Raw genomic sequence first — 18,959 nt, 5'->3', positions numbered from 1 at the left:
CGTGCTACTCGGCCGAGGGTGCCTCACCCTCGTCCGTGCCGGTGGTCGCGGCACCCTCGACGGCCTCGTCCACGGCCACGTCGCCGTCGACTTCCTCCGCCTCGCGCCCCGCCTCGGCGTTACGTGCGATACCGACCACGGCATCGCGCTTGCCCAGGTTGATCAGTTGGACGCCCATGGTGTCACGGCCCGTCTCCCTGACCTCGTTGACTCGCGTACGAATCACACCGCCGGAGAGGGTGATCGCGAGGATCTCGTCGTTCTCCTCGACGATCAGCGCGCCGACGAGCGACCCGCGGTCCTCCACGATCTTGGCGGCCTTGATGCCGAGGCCGCCGCGGCCCTGGACGCGGTACTCGTCGACGGCGGTCCGCTTCGCGTACCCACCGTCCGTGGCAGTGAACACGAACGTACCGGGTCGAACGACATTCATCGAGAGAAGCTCGTCGCCCTCCCGGAAACTCATCCCCTTGACGCCGGAGGTGGCGCGGCCCATCGGGCGAAGGGAGTCGTCCGAGGCGGTGAACCGGATCGACTGCGCCTTCCTGCTGACCAGCAGCAGGTCGTCGTCGGCCGAGACCAGCTCCGCGCCGATCAGCTCGTCGTCGCCGCCGTCCTCCCGCTCCCGCAGGTTGATCGCGATGACACCACCGGAGCGCGGCGAATCGTAGTCCTTCAGAGGCGTCTTCTTGACCAGACCGGACTTGGTGGCGAGCACCAGGTAGGGCGCCGCCTCGTAGTCGCGGATCGCGAGGATCTCGGCGATCGCCTCGTCCGGCTGGAAGGCGAGCAGGTTCGCCACGTGCTGGCCGCGCGCCTCCCGGCCGGCCTCGGGCAGCTCGTACGCCTTCGCCCGGTACACCCGGCCCTTGTTCGTGAAGAACAGCAGCCAGTGGTGCGTGGTGGAGACGAAGAAGTGGTCGACGATGTCGTCTTCCTTCAGCTTCGTACCGCGCACGCCCTTGCCGCCGCGCTTCTGCGCCCGGTAGTCGTCCGTCTTCGTCCGCTTGACGTAACCGCCGCGCGTGACGGTGACGACGATGTCCTCCTCGGCGATCAGGTCCTCGATGGACATGTCGCCCTCGTACGGGATCAGCTTGGTCTGCCGGTCGTCGCCGTACTTCTCGACGATCGCGGCCAGCTCCTCGCTGACGATCCCGCGCTGGCGGACCGGCGAGGCGAGGATCTGGTTGTACTCGTTGATCTTCGCCTGGAGTTCGTCGTGCTCCTGGACGATCTTCTGCCGCTCCAGGGCCGCCAGGCGCCGCAGCTGCATCTCCAGGATCGCGTTGGCCTGGATCTCGTCGATCTCCAGCAGGTCCATCAGGCCCGTGCGCGCGACGTCGACGGTGTCACTGCGCCGGATCAGCGCGATGACCTCGTCGATGGCGTCCAGGGCCTTCAGCAGGCCGCGCAGGATGTGCGCCCGCTCCTCGGCCTTGCGCAGCCGGAACCGGGTCCGGCGGACGATGACCTCGATCTGGTGCGTCACCCAGTGGCGGATGAACGCGTCCAGGGAGAGGGTGCGCGGCACGCCGTCGACCAGCGCCAGCATGTTCGCGCCGAAGTTCGTCTGCAGGTCGGTGTGCTTGTAGAGGTTGTTCAGCACGACCTTGGCGACCGCGTCCCGCTTCAGGACGATCACCAGGCGCTGCCCCGTACGGGACGACGTCTCGTCGCGGACGTCCGCGATGCCGCCGATCTTGCCGTCCTTCACCAGGTCGGCGATCTTCTGCGCCAGGTTGTCCGGGTTGACCTGGTACGGCAGCTCGGTGACCACCAGGCACTGGCGGCCCTGGATCTCCTCGACCTCGACCACCGCGCGCATGGTGATGGAGCCGCGGCCGGTGCGGTACGCCTCCTCGATGCCCTTGCGGCCGACGACGAGCGCGCCGGTCGGGAAGTCGGGGCCCTTGATGCGCTCCATGAGCGCGTCGAGCAGCTCCTCGTGCGAGACGTCCGGGTTCTCCAGGTACCACTGGGCACCGGCCGCGACCTCGCGCAGGTTGTGCGGCGGGATGTTGGTGGCCATGCCGACCGCGATACCGGCCGAGCCGTTGATCAGCAGGTTCGGGAAGCGGGCCGGCAGGACGGTCGGCTCCTGGGAGCGGCCGTCGTAGTTGTCCGTGAAGTCGACGGTCTCCTCGTCGATGTCCCGGACCATCTCCATCGACAGCGGCGCCATCTTGCACTCGGTGTAGCGCATGGCCGCCGCCGGGTCGTTGCCCGGGGAGCCGAAGTTGCCGTTGGAGTCGACCAGCGGCATCCGCATCGACCACGGCTGGGCGAGGCGCACCAGGGCGTCGTAGATCGAGGAGTCGCCGTGCGGGTGGTAGTTGCCCATGACGTCGCCGACGACACGGGCGCACTTGTAGAAGCCGCGCTCGGGGCGGTAACCGCCGTCGTACATCGCGTACAGCACGCGGCGGTGGACGGGCTTGAGACCGTCACGGACGTCGGGCAGCGCACGCGAGACGATGACGGACATCGCGTAGTCGAGGTACGAACGCTGCATCTCCGTCTCGAGCCCGACGGGCTCGACACGCATCGCGAGTTCGCCGCCCTCTTCCGGGGTGACGGGAGTGTTCTCGTCGGCCATTGCTGGTGAAGATCCTTCCTGGTGCGGTCAGCTGAGACCGACTCAGATGTCGAGGAAGCGGACGTCCTTGGCGTTGCGCTGGATGAACTGGCGCCGGGCCTCGACGTCCTCGCCCATCAGGACCGAGAACAGGTCGTCGGCCTGGGCGGCGTCGTCCAGGGTGACCTGGCCGAGGACCCGGTGCTCCTGGTCCATGGTGGTCACGCGCAGCTCCTCGGCGTTCATCTCGCCGAGACCCTTGAAGCGCTGGATCGAGTCCTCGCGGACGCGCTTGCCGCGCTGGCGGCCCATCTCGATCAGGGCGTCGCGCTCACGGTCCGAGTAGGCGTACTCGACGTCGTCCCGGCCCCACTTGATCTTGTACAGCGGGGGACGGGACAGGTACACGTGCCCGGCCTCGACCAGCGGCCGCATGAAGCGGAACAGGAAGGTCAGCAGCAGGGTGCTGATGTGCTGGCCGTCGACGTCGGCGTCCGCCATCAGGATGATCTTGTGGTAGCGGAGCTTCTCGATGTCGAAGTCCTCGTGCACACCCGTGCCGAAGGCCGAGATCAGCGCCTGGATCTCCTGGTTCTGCAGGATCTTGTCGATCCGGGCCTTCTCGACGTTGAGGATCTTGCCGCGGATCGGGAGGATCGCCTGGTACTGCGGGTTCCGGCCGGACTTGGCGGAACCGCCGGCGGAGTCGCCCTCGACGATGAAGATCTCGCACTTGACCGGGTCGTTGGACTGGCAGTCGGCCAGCTTGCCCGGCAGCGACGCGGTCTCCAGCAGGCCCTTGCGCCGCGTCAGGTCGCGCGCCTTGCGGGCCGCCACGCGCGCGGTGGCCGCCTGGATGCCCTTGCGGACGATGTCCGCGGCCTCGACCGGATTGCGGTCCAGCCAGTCGTTGAGGTGCTCGTAGACCGCCTTCTGCACGAAGGTCTTGGCCTCCGTGTTGCCCAGCTTGGTCTTCGTCTGGCCCTCGAACTGCGGCTCGCTCAGCTTGACCGAGATGATCGCGGTCAGACCCTCACGGATGTCGTCACCGGTGAGGTTGTCGTCCTTCTCGCGCAGCAGCTTCTTGTCGCGCGCGTACTTGTTGATCAGGCTGGTGAGGGCCGCGCGGAAGCCCTCCTCGTGGGTACCGCCCTCGTGGGTGTGGATGATGTTCGCGAAGGAGTACACGCCCTCGCTGTAGCCGCTGTTCCACTGCATGGCGACCTCGAGGGACAGGCTCTTGTCCCTGTCCTCGGCCTCCAGCGAGACGACCGTGGGGTGCACCGCGTCTCCCTTGCGGGAGTTGAGGTACTTCACGAAGTCGACGATGCCGCCCTCGTAGTGGTACGTGACGGTCTTGACCTCGGCCTTCTCGTCGGCGCCCGCCTCGTCCGCGCCGGCCACCGCCTTCGCCGACTCGCGCTCGTCGGTGAGCCGGATGGTCAGGCCCTTGTTCAGGAACGCCATCTCCTGGAAACGCCGGGACAGCGTCTCGAAGGAGTATTCGGTGGTCTCGAAGATCTCCGGGTCGGCCCAGAAGGTCACCGACGTGCCGGTCTCCTCGATGGCCTCGTGCTTGGCCAGCGGGGCCGTCGGCACACCCATCTTGTAGTCCTGCGTCCACCGGTGACCGTCCGTCCTGACCTCGACGGCGACCTTCGTGGACAGCGCGTTCACGACGGAGACACCCACACCGTGCAGACCACCGGAGACGGCGTACCCGCCGCCGCCGAACTTGCCGCCCGCGTGCAGCACGGTCAGCACGACCTCGACGGCCGGCTTGCCCTCGGAGGGCACGATGCCCACCGGGATGCCGCGGCCGTTGTCGACGACGCGCACGCCGCCGTCGGCGAGGATCGTCACGTCGATGGTGTCCGCGTACCCGGCCAGCGCCTCGTCGACCGAGTTGTCGACGACCTCGTACACCAGGTGGTGCAGACCGCGCTCGCCCGTGGAGCCGATGTACATGCCGGGCCGCTTGCGGACCGCGTCCAGCCCTTCGAGCACGGTGATGGCGCTGGCGTCGTAGGACGCGGAGGCCGCGGCGGACTCCGTGGCCTCGGCGTTCACGCCGGCGTCGGTGGACGGGATGTTCTCGTTGGGGTTGCCGGAATCGGCCACGAAGCGCCCTTTCTGGCACAGCACGAGCCGGGCTCGTCGGCAGGTTGCCGGAGCGGCTGCGGCATGTTGCGTTGGTAAGCCTTGATCAGCGTTGCTCAGCTTTTCCCGGGCGGTCCCCACGTTGGGGCGGGATTGGCTTCCAGTCTACCGGTAGCACTGACATCGATGGGGGTTTGCGGGTGCCTGAGCCCCCATGTGCCGCCCTCAACCGGTCTCGGCCGGGTCCCGATATACGGATGGGGGCTCCAAGCGGCTCACAGCGGCACTCAGCCCTTCGAGCCGTCAACCCTTGGCTACCGGGGGGTCAGAAGCCGGTACGGCGGCGACCGGGAGGTGATCCACACCTGTGTACGCAGCTGGGACGGCACCCCGGCGCAAGCCGATGACGTGAGGTACGTCACCTCCGCGTCAGCCCTCGGTCGGACGCCGTTCCGACCGCCGTCGAAGGCTCTTCGGGCACGCTGAGGCGTGCTGCGGCACGCGGCGGAACCGGGCCGGGCGCGGCACGCCTGCGGCGCACGATCGGGACCGGGACGGCGCGCGGCGGGACCGGGTCGGCGCGGCACGCCTGCGGCGCACAATCGGGACCGGGACGGCGCGCGGCGGGACCGGGTCAGCCGTAGGTGTCGCCGGGGCCGGTGCTGCCCGGGGCGCGCAGCGGTCCGTAGCGGCGGGCCGGGCCGCCGGGGTTGAGGACCTTGATCATCCGCACGGTGCCGTGCCCGAGGTCCTCGTTGAGCCGCGCCACCAGCGTGGGGGCGAGGACGCGCAGCTGGGTCGCCCAGGCCGTCGAGTCGCAGCTCACCGTCAGCACCCGCTCGTCCTCGTCGTACCGCTGCGGCACGCAGTGCTTGGCCAGGTCCTCGCCGACGATCTGCGGCCAGCGGCCCATCACCCCGCCCACGGCGGCGGGCGTCTCCCAGCCGCGCTCGTTGATCAGCCGGTTGATCGCCGAGCCGAGCGCCATCGGGTCGCGGCCGTCCGCGCGGGCGCCGGAGCGCAGGCCGCCGCCCCGCCGCGCCTGCTTCTTCAGCCGTGCCGCGTCCCCACGCGCGCGTGCCTGCTCCTTCGCGGCGCGCAGCGCCACGCGCGCGAGGTCGACGCCGGAGGGTTCCTGCCGCCTCCCGGCGCCCTGGTCACCGACGCCCTCGTTCCGGACGTCCCTGTTCCCGACGCCCTGGTTGCGGAGGTCCTGGTTCCCGGCGCCCTTGCTCCGGGCGTCCCCGCTGCCGGCTTCCCTGCTGCGGACGTCCTTGTTCCAGGCGTTCGGGCCGAATCCCTCGGTGTTCATACGCGCTCCACCGTCCCGTCGGCCACCGCGTACCGGGCACCGGCCAGCACCGCGGGTACGTCGTCGTCCACGGCGGCGGTCACCAGCACCTGCTCACCCGGCGCCACCAGCTCCGCCAGCCGCTCCCGGCGGCGGGCGTCCAGCTCGGCGAAGACGTCGTCGAGGATCAGCACCGGCTCGTTGCCCTCGGCACGCAGCAGGTCGTAGGAGGCGAGCCGCAGGGCGAGCGCGCAGGACCAGGACTCGCCGTGCGAGGCGTAGCCCTTGGCGGGCAGCTGGCCGAGCCTGAGGACGACGTCGTCCCGGTGCGGGCCCACCAGGGTCACGCCCCGCTCGATCTCCTGCTTGCGCACCTCCGTCAGGGCCGCCAGCAGCTGGTGGTGGAGGTCCTCGCGTGTGTGCGCCTCGCCGGGCGCGGACGGCCGGTACTCCAGTGCGACCGGACCACCGCCGGGGGCCAGCTGCTCGTACGCCTTGTCGGCGAGCGGCCGCAGGGCGGCGAGCAGGTCCATCCGCTGGGCGAGCAGCTCCGCGCCCGCCCGCGCGAGGTGCTGGTCCCACACGTCGAGGGTGGACAGGTCCATGGAGCGCCCGCCGTGCCTGCGGGCCAGGGCCGCCGACTTCAGCAGGGTGTTCCGCTGCTTGAGAACGCGCTCGTAGTCGGAGCGCACGCCCGCCATCCGCGGGGAGCGCGCCGTGATCAGCTCGTCGAGGAACCGACGCCGCTCGCCGGGGTCCCCCTTGACGAGGGCGAGATCCTCGGGCGCGAACAGCACGGTCCGTACGATCCCCAGCACGTCCCGGGGCCTGACCTGCGAGGACCGGTTGATGCGGGCACGGTTGGCCCTGCCCGGGTTCAGCTCCAGCTCGATCAGCTGCTGCCGGTCGCCCTGGCGGACCTGCGCCCGGACGATCGCCCGCTCGGCGCCCATGCGGACCAGCGGGGCGTCGGAGGCGACCCGGTGGCTGCCGAGCGTCGCCAGATAGCCGACCGCCTCCACCAGGTTGGTCTTGCCCTGGCCGTTCGGGCCGACGAAGGCGGTGACGCCCGGGTCGAGTGGGACCTCGGCCCGGGCGTACGAGCGGAAGTCGGCGAGCGAAAGATGCGTGACGTGCATGGTCGTTCGCCGACTCCCTGTTGCTCTCCGGCCCGCTGCCGCGCGGCCTACTTCTTCTCTACGGCGTGACCGCCGAACTGGTTGCGCAGCGCGGCGATCATCTTCATCTGCGGCGAGTCCTCCTGGCGGGAGGCGAACCGCGCGAACAGCGACGCGGTGATCGCCGGCAGCGGCACCGCGTTGTCGATCGCGGCCTCCACGGTCCAGCGTCCCTCACCGGAGTCCTGGGCGTAACCGCGCAGGTCGTCCAGGTGCTCGTCCTCGTCGAGGGCGTTGACCGCGAGGTCCAGCAGCCAGGAGCGGATGACCGTGCCCTCCTGCCAGGAGCGGAAGACCTCGCGGACGTTCTCCACGGAGTCGACCTTCTCCAGCAGCTCCCAGCCCTCGGCGTAGGCCTGCATCATGGCGTACTCGATGCCGTTGTGGACCATCTTCGCGAAGTGGCCCGCGCCGACCTTGCCGGCGTGCACCGAGCCGAAGTCGCCCTCCGGCTTCAGCGCGTCGAAGACCGGCTGCACCTTGGCGACGTTCTCGGCGTCGCCGCCGTACATCAGCGCGTACCCGTTCTCCAGCCCCCAGACGCCGCCGGAGACACCGCAGTCGACGAAGCCTATGCCCTTGGCGGCCAGCTCCTCGGCGTGCTTCTCGTCGTCCGTCCAGCGGGAGTTGCCGCCGTCCACGACCACGTCGCCGGGCTCCAGCAGCTCGGCGAGCCGGTCGATGGTGGACTGGGTGGGCTCGCCGGCGGGGACCATCACCCAGACCACGCGCGGGCCGCTGAGCTTGCCCACGAGCTCTTCCAGGCTGTGGACATCCGCGAGGTCCGCGTTGCGGTCGTATCCGATGACGGTGTGGCCCGCGCGGCGGATCCGCTCGCGCATGTTGCCGCCCATCTTGCCGAGGCCGACGAGACCGAGCTCCATCAGTGTGTTCCTTAGGTCGCTGTGTGGCGTGAGAGGCACCTGGGTGCCGAGCCGAGCCTAGCTGTGCCCCTCCGTGCACAGCTGTGGGCTCAGGCGCTCATTCGAACCACCTGACCTGCGGAAACCCACGTCGCCGCCACAGCACCGGGCGCCCGCGCGGAGCCCGGCACCGTCCACACCTGTGGAAAACGTCAGCCGCTGAGCCGGACCGGCATGATCAGGTACTTGTACGCGTCGTCCGCCTCCGCGTCCAGCGCCGGCTTGCCGCTCAGCAGCGCGGGCTTCGTGGACGTGGTGAACGACAGCTGCGCCACCGGCGAGTCGATCGCGCTCAGACCGTCCAGCAGGAAGGTCGGGTTGAACGCGATCGAGATGTCGTCGCCCTCAAGCTGCGCGTCGACCCTTTCCACAGCCTGTGCGTCGTCGCTGGACCCGGCCTCCAGGATCAGCACGCCCTGCTCGAAGCTCAGCCGCACCGGCGTGTTCCGCTCGGCGACCAGGGCCACACGCTTGACGGCCTCCACGAAGGGGGCGGTCTCGATCACGGCGACGGAGTTGAACTCGGTCGGGAACAGCGTCCGGTACTTCGGCAGGTCGCCCTCGAGCAGCCGCGTGGTCGTCCGCCGTCCCGCGCCCTCGAAACCGATCAGGCCCTCACCGGCACCCGAGCCGGACAGCGCCAGCGTGACGCTGTCGCCGGCACCCAGCGACTTCGCGGTGTCCAGCAGCGTCTTGGCGGGCACCAGGGCGACCGCGGAGGCGTCCGGGTTCTCCGGTTTCCACAGGAACTCGCGGACCGCGAAGCGGTAGCGGTCGGTGGAGGCCAGGGTGACCGTGTCGCCCTCGATCTCGATGCGCACACCGGTGAGCACCGGGAGGGTGTCGTCACGGCCGGCCGCGATGGCCACCTGGGAGACGGCGGCGGCGAAGACCTCACCGGGGACGGTGCCGGTCGCGTTCGGCATCTGCGGCAGTGCCGGGTACTCCTCCACGGGCAGGGTGTGGAGGGTGAACCGCGAGGAGCCGCAGACCACGGTCGCCCGTACACCGTCTGTGGAAATCTCCACCGGCCGGTTGGGCAGGGCACGCGAGATGTCGGCGAGCAGACGGCCCGAGACGAGGACGGTGCCCTCCTCCTCGACCTCCGCCTCGACGCTCACCCGCGCGGAGACCTCGTAGTCGAAGCTCGACAGGCTCAGCTGGCCGTCCTCGGCCTTCAGCAGCAGGCCGGCGAGGACAGGCGCCGGCGGACGGGCCGGGAGGCTGCGTGCCGCCCAGGCCACTGCCTCCGCGAGTACGTCGCGTTCCACCCGGATCTTCACCGTAAGCCGCCTCCTGCTGTTGCTACTGAGTCCTCCGACTCGGTGTCACCGCCCACTGCGACGGGAAGGACACCGGGGACCAGTCTGACGCACCGCACTGACAGTAGGTGCCCGTCGGGGTCAAGTCGGTCCGGGGGCCAGCCGGGCTCGAGACGGCGAGTTGTGCACAGGCCCCGCTTCGAAACGAATGCCGAGCTCTCTCTAGTCGGGAGTAGTAGTAGGGCCTGTGGATACCGTGGATAACCACGTTTGCCCAGCTCAGCGCAGCTTTTTTATCCACTGCCCCTGTGGGTGGAGGCAGTGGACAACCGGGGGTGTCTGTGGAGAACAAGAAGTTCTGCACACACCGCCCACAGGGAGAGGGCAGTTCTCCCCAGCTGTGTCCCCAGGAATACCCAGGTTTCCCACACCCCAACCCGGCAGCTTCCTGTGACGGCTTTCACTCGACGCGGTGAGCGGGGGCATCGCGTTGCCGAACAGTGGACAGCCATGTGGAGAAGCCCGACTTCGCTGGGGACAACCGGCCCCAGCCTGTGGGGACCCGGTGGAAAACCTTGTCCACAGGCTGGGGAGCGCGAGGTTTTCCACAGTCTGTGGAGATCCTTCGTCCACGATTCCACAGGCCCCTGAGCTGCGCGGAAGCCATGGACCCAGCCTCCCTGTGGACAGGCTTCGGGACAACTCCGCAGTCCCCAGGATGTGGACGGAAGAAAGTCGCCGAATCTGTGGAGGGCGGCCGTAACCCGGCAAGTAATCGAACACGGGATGACCGGGGACGAACGATCCCCAACGCCGCGCGCGAGGCTCGGAGGGGGTGCCGGGGCCCTGAAGCGGTCACCGTGAGTGCCGGACGGCGGCCTTCGGGAGGCTGTGGGTGATCGACGGGAGCGCCCGGCGGAGGGCTCGGGGGGCCTGCCGACGTCGAGAGTGGCAGGCCCGCCGACGTCGAGAGAGGCGGGCCTGCCGACGTCGAGAGAGGCGGGCCTGCCGACGTCGAGAGAGGCGGGCCTGCCGACGTCGAGAGCGGCGGGCGGTGGCTGCCGCGGGGGTCGGGGCGACGCGTCCGGCAAGGCCCCTCCGCACCCGCCGGGAATGCCGGAGGGCGCCCCCGGGATGCGTTCCGGGGGCGCCCTGGGCGTGCTGTGCGGCCGGCCTCAGCCGTTCTTGATGCGGTTGGTCAGCTCGGTGACCTGGTTGTAGATCGAGCGGCGCTCGGCCATCAGCGCGCGGATCTTGCGGTCGGCGTGCATGACGGTCGTGTGGTCCCGGCCGCCGAACTGGGCGCCGATCTTGGGCAGCGACAGGTCGGTCAGCTCACGGCACAGGTACATCGCGATCTGCCGGGCGGTGACCAGCGCGCGCCCGCGCGAGGTTCCGCACAGGTCCTCCACCGTCAGCCCGAAGTAGTCGGCGGTGGCCCCCATGATCGCCGTGGCCGTGATCTCCGGCGCGCTGTCCTCGCCGCCGGGGATCAGGTCCTTCAGGACGATCTCCGTCAGGCCCAGGTCCACCGGCTGCCGGTTGAGCGAGGCGAACGCTGTCACCCGGATCAGCGCGCCCTCCAGCTCACGGATGTTCCGCGAGATCCGGGAGGCGATGAACTCCAGCACCTCCGGCGGCGCGTTCAGCTGCTCCTGGACCGCCTTCTTGCGCAGGATCGCGATCCGCGTCTCCAGCTCGGGCGGCTGGACGTCGGTGATCAGACCCCACTCGAAGCGGTTGCGCAGCCGGTCCTCCAGCGTGACCAGCTGCTTGGGCGGCCGGTCGCTGGAGAGCACGATCTGCTTGTTGGCGTTGTGGAGCGTGTTGAAGGTGTGGAAGAACTCCTCCTGCGTCGACTCCTTGTCCGCGAGGAACTGGATGTCGTCGACGAGCAGGATGTCCATCTCGCGGTAGCGCTTGCGGAAGCTGTCGCCCTTGCCGTCGCGGATGGAGTTGATGAACTCGTTGGTGAACTCCTCCGAGCTGACGTACCGCACGCGCGTGCCCGGGTAGAGGCTGCGCGCGTAGTGCCCGATCGCGTGCAGCAGGTGCGTCTTGCCGAGCCCCGACTCCCCGTAGATGAACAGGGGGTTGTACGCCTTCGCCGGCGCCTCGGCGACCGCCACCGCCGCCGCGTGCGCGAACCGGTTCGAGGCGCCGATGACGAACGTGTCGAACAGGTACTTGGGGTTCAGCCGTGCCGTCGGCTCGCCGGGGCCGCTCGCCTGCGCCGACTGCGCGGCCGGCGAACCGGCCGCACCCGCCGGGGGCCCCTCCGGGCGGCCGGGGCCGCCGCGGTGCGCCGACGGGTCGGGCAGTTCACGGCGGACCGGCTCGCGCTGCTCGTACTCGGCGCGTGCGGAGTCGTAGTCCTGCCGGTCGTAGTCCGCGCGCGGGCCGTCGTACTCGCCGCGCTGCTGGTCGTACGGCGGCCGGTCCGCGCCCTGCGGGCGGTAGTCCTGCGCGGGCGCGCCGTAGGTGTCCCCGCCGGAGCCGTAGCCGTCCTGCGAGGACGGGGAGGCGTACGGGTCGCGCTCGGGGAAGCCGAGCCGCGGCTGCTGCCAGCCGTAGTCGTCCTGCGTGGGGCGCGGCCAGCCGCCGGGCTCGGGGCGCTGGTACTCGGACGGGTAGGCCGGGCGGGCGGTCGGGAGCTGGTCGGCCCGCGGGTCGGTGCCGGGGCGCTGGTCGCCGCCGCGGTGACGGCCGTAGCCCTCGTACGGACCGGAGGGCAGCTCCGGCTCCTCGTAGCGGCGCTCGGGGGCCTGGTGCGCGGGGGGCGCGGCGGGGGCCGGCGGTTCGCCCGCGGAGTCGTCCACGGTGATCGCGATCCGGATGGGGCGGCCGCACTCACGGCTCAGGGTCTCGCTGACGATCGGCGCGAGCCGGCCCTCCAGTACGCCCTTCGCGAACTCGTTCGGTACGGCGAGCAGGGCGGTGTCCGCGACCAGCGCGAGCGGCTGGCAGCGCCGGATCCAGTGCTCGTCCTTCACCTCGACGCCCTGCCCCCGGCCTTCCCCGAGGAGCTGCTCGAGTACTCGTGGCCACACTGCGGCAAGATCGGCAGGTACGTCAGCCACAGGGCACGCTCTCTCACAGGTCCCACGAACGTGTGGTTCGGGGACGGGTCGGGATGAAAATCGGGTCGGGCGGGGATAAGGGAACGAATCGGAGTTCAGCCACGGTAGTCAGCGCGGCGGGTGCGGTTCAAGTTGTTGTCCCCAGCCTGTGGATAGTGTCTCTCGATGGCCCTCGGTTTGACCGGATGGCGCAGTCCCGCGTACCGTAACCAGGTCGAGTTGTCGATGGCTGCTGCCGCCTGCCTCCGATGGGCACAGATCACGTCAGGTGATCGGGAAGCGGTGCACTCGGGCGTGAAGCGAGCTACTCGTGGGCGCACGGTGACAGCCAGGACGGCACCCCGCCACTACCGATTCTTTCTGGAGCCCCCGAGTGAGCAAGCGCACCTTCCAGCCGAACAACCGTCGTCGCGCGAAGACCCACGGCTTCCGGCTGCGTATGCGCACCCGTGCCGGCCGCGCGATTCTCGCGTCCCGCCGTAGCAAGGGTCGCGCCCGCCTGTCCGCCTGATTCCGATCAGGTCATGACGTCGTGCTGCCCACCGAGAACCGGCTGAGGCGGCGCGAGGACTTCGCGACCGCGGTGCGACGAGGTCGTCGGGCAGGTCGTCCGACCCTCGTCGTCCACCTTCGTAGCGGTGCCACGGACCCGCACGCGCCTGGGGAGAGCGCTCCCCCGACGCGTGCGGGTTTCGTCGTGAGCAAGGCCGTGGGTGGCGCGGTCGTGCGCAACAAAGTGAAGCGCAGGCTTCGCCATCTGATGCGTGACCGAGTCGCCCTCTTTCCCCCCGGTAGCCTGGTAGTCGTACGAGCGCTGCCCGGAGCGGGCGACGCCGACCACGCACAGCTGGCCCGAGACCTGGACGCCGCCGTCGAGCGGCTACTGGGAGGGGGCGCGCGATGAAGTACCCGCTGCTGGCTCTGATCAAGCTGTACCAGTGGACGATCAGTCCGCTGCTGGGGCCGGTGTGCAAGTACTACCCGTCGTGCTCCCACTACGGCTTCACGGCCATCGACCGGCACGGTGCGGTCAAGGGAACGGCACTCACCGCCTGGCGCATCCTCCGGTGCAATCCGTGGTCGCTGGGCGGTGTGGACCATGTTCCGCCGCGTAAGCGCCCGCGGTGGCACGAGATGCTGCGCAACACCTGGCGCGCACGCAGGGGCGGGCCCTCCGCCGCCGAACCGGCCACCGAAGCGAAGCTCGAGCCCGAGTCCTCTTCGAGCCCGGCCGCAGAGACTTCGTCCCATGCCCAAGGAGCATGATTAGTGGACACGATTGCCAGCCTCTTCAGCTTCATCACGACACCCGTCTCATGGGTCATCGTCCAGTTCCACACGGTGTACGGCGCCCTCTTCGGCGCTGACTCGGGGTGGGCCTGGGGCCTGTCCATCGTGTCCCTCGTGATCCTGATCCGCATCTGCCTGATCCCGCTCTTCGTGAAGCAGATCAAGGCCACGCGCGCGATGCAGACGCTCCAGCCGGAGATGAAGAAGATCCAGGAGCGCTACAAGAACGACCGGCAGCGCCAGTCGGAAGAGATGATGAAGCTGTACAAGGAGTCGGGTACCAACCCGCTCTCCTCGTGCCTTCCCATCCTGGCGCAGTCCCCGTTCTTCTTCGCCCTGTACCACGTGCTCAACGGCATCGCGTCGGGCAAGCAGATCGGCGTCATCGACGAGGGCCTGCTCGAGAGCGCGCGGAACGCGCACATCTTCGGCGCCCCGCTCGCGGCGAAGTTCTTCAGCAGCGAGGCCCAGGTCACCGCGCTGAACGCCTCGCTGACCGACGTCCGCGTCGTGACCGCGATCATGATCGTGCTGATGTCGGCGTCGCAGTTCTACACGCAGCGCCAGCTGATGACGAAGAACGTCGACACCACGGTGAAGACGCCGTTCATGCAGCAGCAGAAGATGCTGATGTACGTCTTCCCGGTCATGTTCGCCGTCTTCGGTGTGAACTTCCCGGTCGGTGTCCTCGTCTACTGGCTGACCACCAACGTGTGGACCATGGGCCAGCAGATGTACGTCATCCACAACAACCCGACCCCGGGTTCCAAGGCGCAGGCCGCCTACCTGGAGCGCCTGACCAAGCACGTCACGCAGCACGGCAAGGTCCGCCGGCGCAGCGAGAAGGTCATCGTCAAGGCGATCGTGGCCAAGGGCCGCGATCGCAACGAGTACGAGCGCAAGTTCATCAACGCGCTGAACAAGGCCGGTCTCGCCGCCGAGGCCGACGGCACCGTGGTGAAGAGCGCGGTGCAGGCCGCGACGCAGACCGAGGACGGTGCGGCCCCCGGTACCGTCGCTGCCGCCGCCGGCCGGCGCCAGCAGCCCAAGCGTCAGAGCAAGGCCCAGCGTCAGTCCGGCGGGCCCAAGGCGGCGGGTGACTCCCTGTCGCTGGAGAAGTCCGATGATCCGCAGGACGCCAAGCCCGCCGCTGCCAAGCAGGCCGAGAAGCCCGGCTCCGGCACCCGTAGCAAGGCCCAGTCCGGCCAGCGCAAGGGTGGCCCGCAGCGGCCCAAGTCCCCGTCCAAGAAGTAAGAAGGAGCCCATCCCGTGACGGAAGGCACCACCTCCGCCGCTGCCGAGGGTGCAGACACCCTCACCCGCCTTGAGCAGGAGGGTGAGATCGCGGCGGACTACCTGGAGGGTCTGCTGGACATCGCCGACCTTGACGGCGATATCGACATGGACGTCGAGGCCGACCGGGCCTCCGTGTCGATCATCAGCGACACCGGAAGCCGCGACCTGCAGAAGCTGGTCGGCCGGGACGGCGAGGTGCTGGAGGCGCTTCAGGAGCTGACGCGCCTGGCGGTGCACCGGGAGACCGGCGACCGCAGCCGACTGATGCTGGACATCGCGGGGTACCGGGCCCAGAAGCGGGCCGAGCTGTCCGAGCTGGGCGCCAAGGCCGCCGCCGAGGTGAAGAGCACGGGCGAGCCCGTGAAGCTCAAGCCAATGACTCCGTTCGAGCGCAAGGTCGTGCACGACGCGGTCAAGACGGCGGGGCTGCGCAGCGAGTCCGAGGGCGAGGAGCCGCAGCGGTTCGTCGTCGTACTGCCCGCCTGATCGGCCCCCTCGATCGACCGGCCCCGTCTGACCGCAGACGGGGCCGGATTTTTCTCAGCCTGGTAGGTCTGGTGGCCGGTGCGCGAAGCACCGGCGCTGTACGGAAGGACGGTCCCCGTGACGGAGGCAGCGGAGCTCCCCCCTGCGCCTGAGCAGGCGCGGGAAGTGTTTGGTGATCGCTTCGCCGATGCGGTCCGCTATGCGGAGCTGCTCGCCGAGGCGGGCGTGCAGCGTGGCCTGATCGGCCCGCGGGAGGTGCCGCGCCTGTGGGAGCGGCACCTGCTGAACTGCGCGGTGCTCTCCGAGGCCGTCCCGGAGGGGGTGACGGTCTGCGACGTCGGCTCCGGTGCCGGGCTGCCGGGCATTCCGCTCGCCCTGGTCCGCGACGACCTCAACATCACCCTCCTGGAGCCCCTGCTGCGGCGCACCAACTTCCTCACCGAGGTCGTCGAGCTGCTGGGCCTGGATCACGTCACCGTCGTGCGCGGTCGTGCCGAGGAAGTCATGGGCAAGCTGCCGCCGGTCCACGTGGTGACGGCCCGGGCCGTGGCCCCGCTCGACCGCCTGGCTACCTGGGGCATCCCCCTGCTTCGCCCGTACGGCGAGATGCTCGCGCTCAAGGGCGACACCGCCGAGGAGGAGCTGAAGGCCGCAGCCGTCGCCCTCAGCAAGCTGGGCGCGGTCGAGACGTCCATCCTGCATGTGGGTGAGGGCGTGGTGGACCCGCTGTCCACCGTGGTGCGGGTCGAGGTCGGCGAGAGCCCGGGCGGTGTGCGGTTCGCCGCGAAGCGGGCCAAGGCAGCCCGGACCGGTCGCGCCCGCCGTCGCCGGTGAGGTGGGGTACGGGCGTCGCTGATCCGTCCTGACGACGAGACGTACTCCACACAAGCTGCCAAACCTACGCAAGCCGGAGTGTCGCCGAGGCCCGGTCGCAGACGCTGTGCATCGTGTTTCACGTGAAACGTCGCTCACTGCTGCACGGCATCATCAGTCGTGGCCGCGCTGCGGCCGAACCGCGCGACCGGAAGCCTCTCGGTTCCCTCGGAGAGGACCCCGTTTCCCCGGCAAATCCGTCCCTCTCCAGGGGCACGGAGTTGTCCACAGAGGTGGATTTCTCCACAGAACACCAGGCCTCACTGGTTCACGACCCCGAAGACATGGGAGGCTCTGTTCATTGCGAGCCTGAAGTCGAGGAGAGTGAATCCTTGCGGTCCGACGCCAACATCGCGGGACCGATGACCGATCCGGTCCCCGGTCCCCGAACCGAGTCGACGGGGGCGGATGTTTCACGTGAAACACCGCCTCCGATGGACGACACTCCCATCGGTCGTGCGGCCCAACTGGCGGTGGAGGCTCTCGGCCGTGCCGGCGAAGGTCTGCCGCGACCGGAGCAGACCCGCTTCATCGTCGTCGCCAACCAGAAGGGTGGCGTGGGCAAGACGACGACGACCGTCAACCTTGCCGCGTCCCTGGCTCTGCACGGCAGCCGTGTCCTGGTGATCGACCTCGACCCGCAGGGCAACGCGTCCACGGCGCTCGGGATCGACCACCACGCCGAAGTGCCGTCCATCTACGACGTATTGGTGGAAAGCAGGCCACTCGCCGAAGTCGTCCAGCCCGTCCCTGATGTCGAGGGCCTCTTCTGCGCCCCCGCCACCATCGATCTCGCCGGTGCGGAGATCGAGCTGGTGTCGCTGGTGGCCCGGGAAAGCAGGCTCCAGCGCGCCATCCAGGCGTACGAACAGCCGCTGGACTACATCCTCATCGACTGCCCGCCCTCGCTCGGCCTGCTGACGGTCAACGCAATGGTGGCGGGTCAGGAAGTCCTCATCCCGATCCAGTGCGAGTACTACGCGCTGGAGGGACTGGGCCAGCTCCTTCGCAACGTCGACCTGGTGCGGGGGCACCTCAACCCCGCCCTGCACGTGTCGACCATCCTGCTCACCATGTACGACGGCCGGACGCGTCTCGCTTCCCAGGTCGCCGAAGAGGTGCGCAACCACTTCGGCGACGAGGTCCTGCGGACGAGCATTCCCCGCTCCGTCCGTATCTCCGAGGCGCCGAGTTACGGGCAGACGGTGCTGACTTACGATCCAGGATCGAGCGGCGCCCTCTCGTATCTTGAGGCGGCCCGAGAAATCGCGCTGAGGGGCATCGGTGTCAGCTACGACGCGAGCCATGCCCACATCGGCGCTCAGAACAACCCGAACATGGTGGAGGGGATCCAGTGAGCGAGCGACGGAGGGGTCTGGGCCGTGGTCTTGGCGCACTGATCCCCGCTGCCCCGACCGAGAAGACTCCGACTCCGGCGGCGATGGGTGGCGGAGCGTCCACTTCTCCCGCGGCCGTCCCGGTGCTGACGACCGACCGCGGGGTGGCCGCGGCCAAGGTGGCCGCGCTGCCACCCGTTGCGCAGGACGTCGATGCCGCTCCGGTGAGCCCGGCCGCCGAGGCGCCGGCGCCTCCGCTGGGTGCGCACTTCGCGGAGATCCCGCTCGACGCCATCACGCCGAACCCGCGTCAGCCGCGTGAGATCTTCGACGAGGACGCCCTCCAGGAGCTGGTCACCTCCATCAAGGAGGTCGGTCTCCTCCAGCCCGTGGTGGTGCGGCAGCTGGGCCCCGCCCGCTACGAGCTGATCATGGGCGAGCGCCGCTGGCGCGCCTGCCGCGAGGCCGGTCTGGAGGCCATCCCGGCCATCGTCCGGGCCACGGAGGACGAGAAGCTCCTCCTGGACGCCCTGCTGGAGAACCTGCACCGTGCACAGCTGAACCCGATCGAAGAGGCCGCTGCCTACGACCAGCTGCTGAAGGACTTCAACTGCACGCACGACCAGTTGGCCGACCGGATCGGGCGGTCGCGTCCGCAGGTCTCCAACACCTTGCGCCTGCTGAAGCTGTCTCCGACCGTCCAGAAGCGGGTTGCCGCCGGGGTGCTCTCGGCCGGCCACGCCCGGGCGCTGCTGGCCGTGGAGGACTCGGAGGAGCAGGACCGGCTGGCCCACCGCATCGTGGCCGAGGGACTGTCGGTGCGGTCCGTGGAAGAGATCGTGACGCTGATGGGCTCGCGGCCCCAGAAGGCCTCACGCGCCCGTGGCCCCCGCGCCGGTTCCGTGCCCTCCCCCGCGCTGAGCGAGCTGGCCACACGTCTCTCGGACCGTTTCGAGACCCGGGTGAAGGTCGAGCTGGGCCAGAAGAAGGGCAAGATCACCGTCGAGTTCGCCTCCGCGGACGATCTGGAACGCATCCTCAGCACGCTCGCCCCGGGCGAGAAGCTGGCTCTCCAGAAGAGCCTCCAGGAGGGTGACGGCGAGGAGACGGACGACTGATCCTCGGGCTGCGCCTCCCGATGGTGTGATGGAGCGGGCCGTGTTCCGGTGTACCGGAACATCACCGCACCCGGCGGCAGCACGTCGTCGCTGTCCAGGAACATCACGTACGGCGCCCTGGCCGCGTCGATCCCGGTGTTGCGCGGG

General features: G+C 69.5%; 15 protein-coding genes and 1 pseudogene. 8 read left to right on the top strand and 8 right to left on the bottom strand.

What is annotated here, in order from left to right:
- Positions 1 to 4: 4 nt before the first annotated feature.
- The 7 genes from gyrA to dnaA all read right to left on the bottom strand — a co-directional run bounded on the left by gyrA (position 5) and on the right by dnaA (position 12,412).
- Positions 5 to 2,599, bottom strand: coding sequence for a DNA gyrase subunit A (gene gyrA, locus ABZ576_RS25670; protein WP_360745274.1), 2,595 nt, complete (start codon positions 2,597 to 2,599; stop codon positions 5 to 7).
- 42 nt (positions 2,600 to 2,641) lie between these two features.
- A complete protein-coding gene (gene gyrB / locus ABZ576_RS25665) occupies positions 2,642 to 4,723 on the bottom strand; it encodes a DNA topoisomerase (ATP-hydrolyzing) subunit B (protein WP_360745271.1) in 2,082 nt (693 codons plus the stop codon).
- A 589-nt stretch (positions 4,724 to 5,312) separates the two neighbouring features.
- Complete coding sequence (locus ABZ576_RS25660) at positions 5,313 to 5,990, bottom strand: DciA family protein (protein WP_360745268.1); 678 nt, start codon at positions 5,988 to 5,990, stop codon at positions 5,313 to 5,315.
- A complete protein-coding gene (gene recF / locus ABZ576_RS25655; protein ID WP_360745265.1) occupies positions 5,987 to 7,108 on the bottom strand; it encodes a DNA replication/repair protein RecF in 1,122 nt (373 codons plus the stop codon). Before recF ends, ABZ576_RS25660 begins: the two co-directional genes overlap by 4 nt.
- 47 nt (positions 7,109 to 7,155) lie before the next feature.
- Positions 7,156 to 8,031 (bottom strand): phosphogluconate dehydrogenase (NAD(+)-dependent, decarboxylating), encoded by an 876-nt coding sequence (gene gnd / locus ABZ576_RS25650; RefSeq protein WP_360745262.1) that lies wholly within the window; start codon positions 8,029 to 8,031, stop codon positions 7,156 to 7,158.
- Between the two features lie 191 nt (positions 8,032 to 8,222).
- Positions 8,223 to 9,353 carry a DNA polymerase III subunit beta gene (dnaN, locus tag ABZ576_RS25645; RefSeq protein WP_103779723.1) on the bottom strand — a complete coding sequence of 377 codons (1,131 nt, stop codon included), beginning with the start codon at positions 9,351 to 9,353 and terminating at the stop codon, positions 8,223 to 8,225.
- A 1,154-nt stretch (positions 9,354 to 10,507) separates the two neighbouring features.
- Complete coding sequence (gene dnaA / locus ABZ576_RS25640) at positions 10,508 to 12,412, bottom strand: chromosomal replication initiator protein DnaA (RefSeq protein WP_360745259.1); 1,905 nt, start codon at positions 12,410 to 12,412, stop codon at positions 10,508 to 10,510.
- A gap of 373 nt (positions 12,413 to 12,785) precedes the next feature.
- On the opposite strand from dnaA, the gene rpmH reads away from it, so the two are divergent.
- The 8 genes from rpmH to ABZ576_RS25600 all read left to right on the top strand — a co-directional run bounded on the left by rpmH (position 12,786) and on the right by ABZ576_RS25600 (position 18,812).
- The gene (gene rpmH / locus ABZ576_RS25635; protein WP_003956500.1) at positions 12,786 to 12,923 is read left to right on the top strand and encodes a 50S ribosomal protein L34; all 138 of its coding nucleotides are present in this window, start codon (positions 12,786 to 12,788) and stop codon (positions 12,921 to 12,923) included.
- Positions 12,924 to 12,944: 21 nt separating this feature from the next.
- Complete coding sequence (gene rnpA / locus ABZ576_RS25630; RefSeq protein WP_360745256.1) at positions 12,945 to 13,316, top strand: ribonuclease P protein component; 372 nt, start codon at positions 12,945 to 12,947, stop codon at positions 13,314 to 13,316.
- Positions 13,313 to 13,678, top strand: a complete 366-nt coding sequence (gene yidD, locus ABZ576_RS25625; protein ID WP_360745253.1) for a membrane protein insertion efficiency factor YidD — start codon at positions 13,313 to 13,315, stop codon at positions 13,676 to 13,678. Before rnpA ends, yidD begins: the two co-directional genes overlap by 4 nt.
- A gap of 3 nt (positions 13,679 to 13,681) precedes the next feature.
- Positions 13,682 to 14,956 carry a membrane protein insertase YidC gene (gene yidC / locus ABZ576_RS25620; protein ID WP_360745250.1) on the top strand — a complete coding sequence of 425 codons (1,275 nt, stop codon included), beginning with the start codon at positions 13,682 to 13,684 and terminating at the stop codon, positions 14,954 to 14,956.
- 15 nt (positions 14,957 to 14,971) lie between these two features.
- Positions 14,972 to 15,484: a R3H domain-containing nucleic acid-binding protein gene (locus ABZ576_RS25615; protein ID WP_360745247.1), complete on the top strand. Its 513-nt coding sequence runs from the start codon at positions 14,972 to 14,974 to the stop codon at positions 15,482 to 15,484.
- Positions 15,485 to 15,601: 117 nt separating this feature from the next.
- Positions 15,602 to 16,318: a 16S rRNA (guanine(527)-N(7))-methyltransferase RsmG gene (rsmG, locus tag ABZ576_RS25610; RefSeq protein WP_360745244.1), complete on the top strand. Its 717-nt coding sequence runs from the start codon at positions 15,602 to 15,604 to the stop codon at positions 16,316 to 16,318.
- Between the two features lie 323 nt (positions 16,319 to 16,641).
- On the top strand, positions 16,642 to 17,715 hold the full coding sequence (locus ABZ576_RS25605) for a ParA family protein (protein WP_360745641.1): 1,074 nt from the start codon (positions 16,642 to 16,644) through the stop codon (positions 17,713 to 17,715).
- Positions 17,712 to 18,812: a ParB/RepB/Spo0J family partition protein gene (locus tag ABZ576_RS25600; protein ID WP_360745241.1), complete on the top strand. Its 1,101-nt coding sequence runs from the start codon at positions 17,712 to 17,714 to the stop codon at positions 18,810 to 18,812. The genes ABZ576_RS25605 and ABZ576_RS25600 overlap by 4 nt, the downstream gene beginning before the upstream one ends.
- A 62-nt stretch (positions 18,813 to 18,874) precedes the next feature.
- Here the strand turns inward: ABZ576_RS25600 and ABZ576_RS25595 are convergent.
- Positions 18,875 to 18,959: pseudogene (locus tag ABZ576_RS25595) on the bottom strand (glycosyltransferase family A protein); the annotation flags it as partial.

Source organism: Streptomyces sp. NPDC013455 (genome assembly GCF_040632975.1).
In the GTDB taxonomy this organism is placed as follows: Bacteria; Actinomycetota; Actinomycetes; order Streptomycetales; family Streptomycetaceae; genus Streptomyces.
Note: the sequence above shows the minus strand (reverse complement) of the source record. Positions and strands in the feature narration are given on the sequence as shown.

What these genes read in the sequence shown, in the direction of transcription:
- gyrA (WP_360745274.1), bottom strand. Translation starts at nt 2,599, where the DNA reads ATGGCCGACGAGAACACTCCCGTCACCCCGGAAGAGGGCGGCGAACTC.
- ABZ576_RS25660 (WP_360745268.1), bottom strand. Translation starts at nt 5,990, where the DNA reads ATGAACACCGAGGGATTCGGCCCGAACGCCTGGAACAAGGACGTCCGC.
- recF (WP_360745265.1), bottom strand. Translation starts at nt 7,108, where the DNA reads ATGCACGTCACGCATCTTTCGCTCGCCGACTTCCGCTCGTACGCCCGG.
- gnd (WP_360745262.1), bottom strand. Translation starts at nt 8,031, where the DNA reads ATGGAGCTCGGTCTCGTCGGCCTCGGCAAGATGGGCGGCAACATGCGC.
- yidD (WP_360745253.1), top strand. Translation starts at nt 13,313, where the DNA reads ATGAAGTACCCGCTGCTGGCTCTGATCAAGCTGTACCAGTGGACGATC.
- ABZ576_RS25605 (WP_360745641.1), top strand. Translation starts at nt 16,642, where the DNA reads ATGGGAGGCTCTGTTCATTGCGAGCCTGAAGTCGAGGAGAGTGAATCC.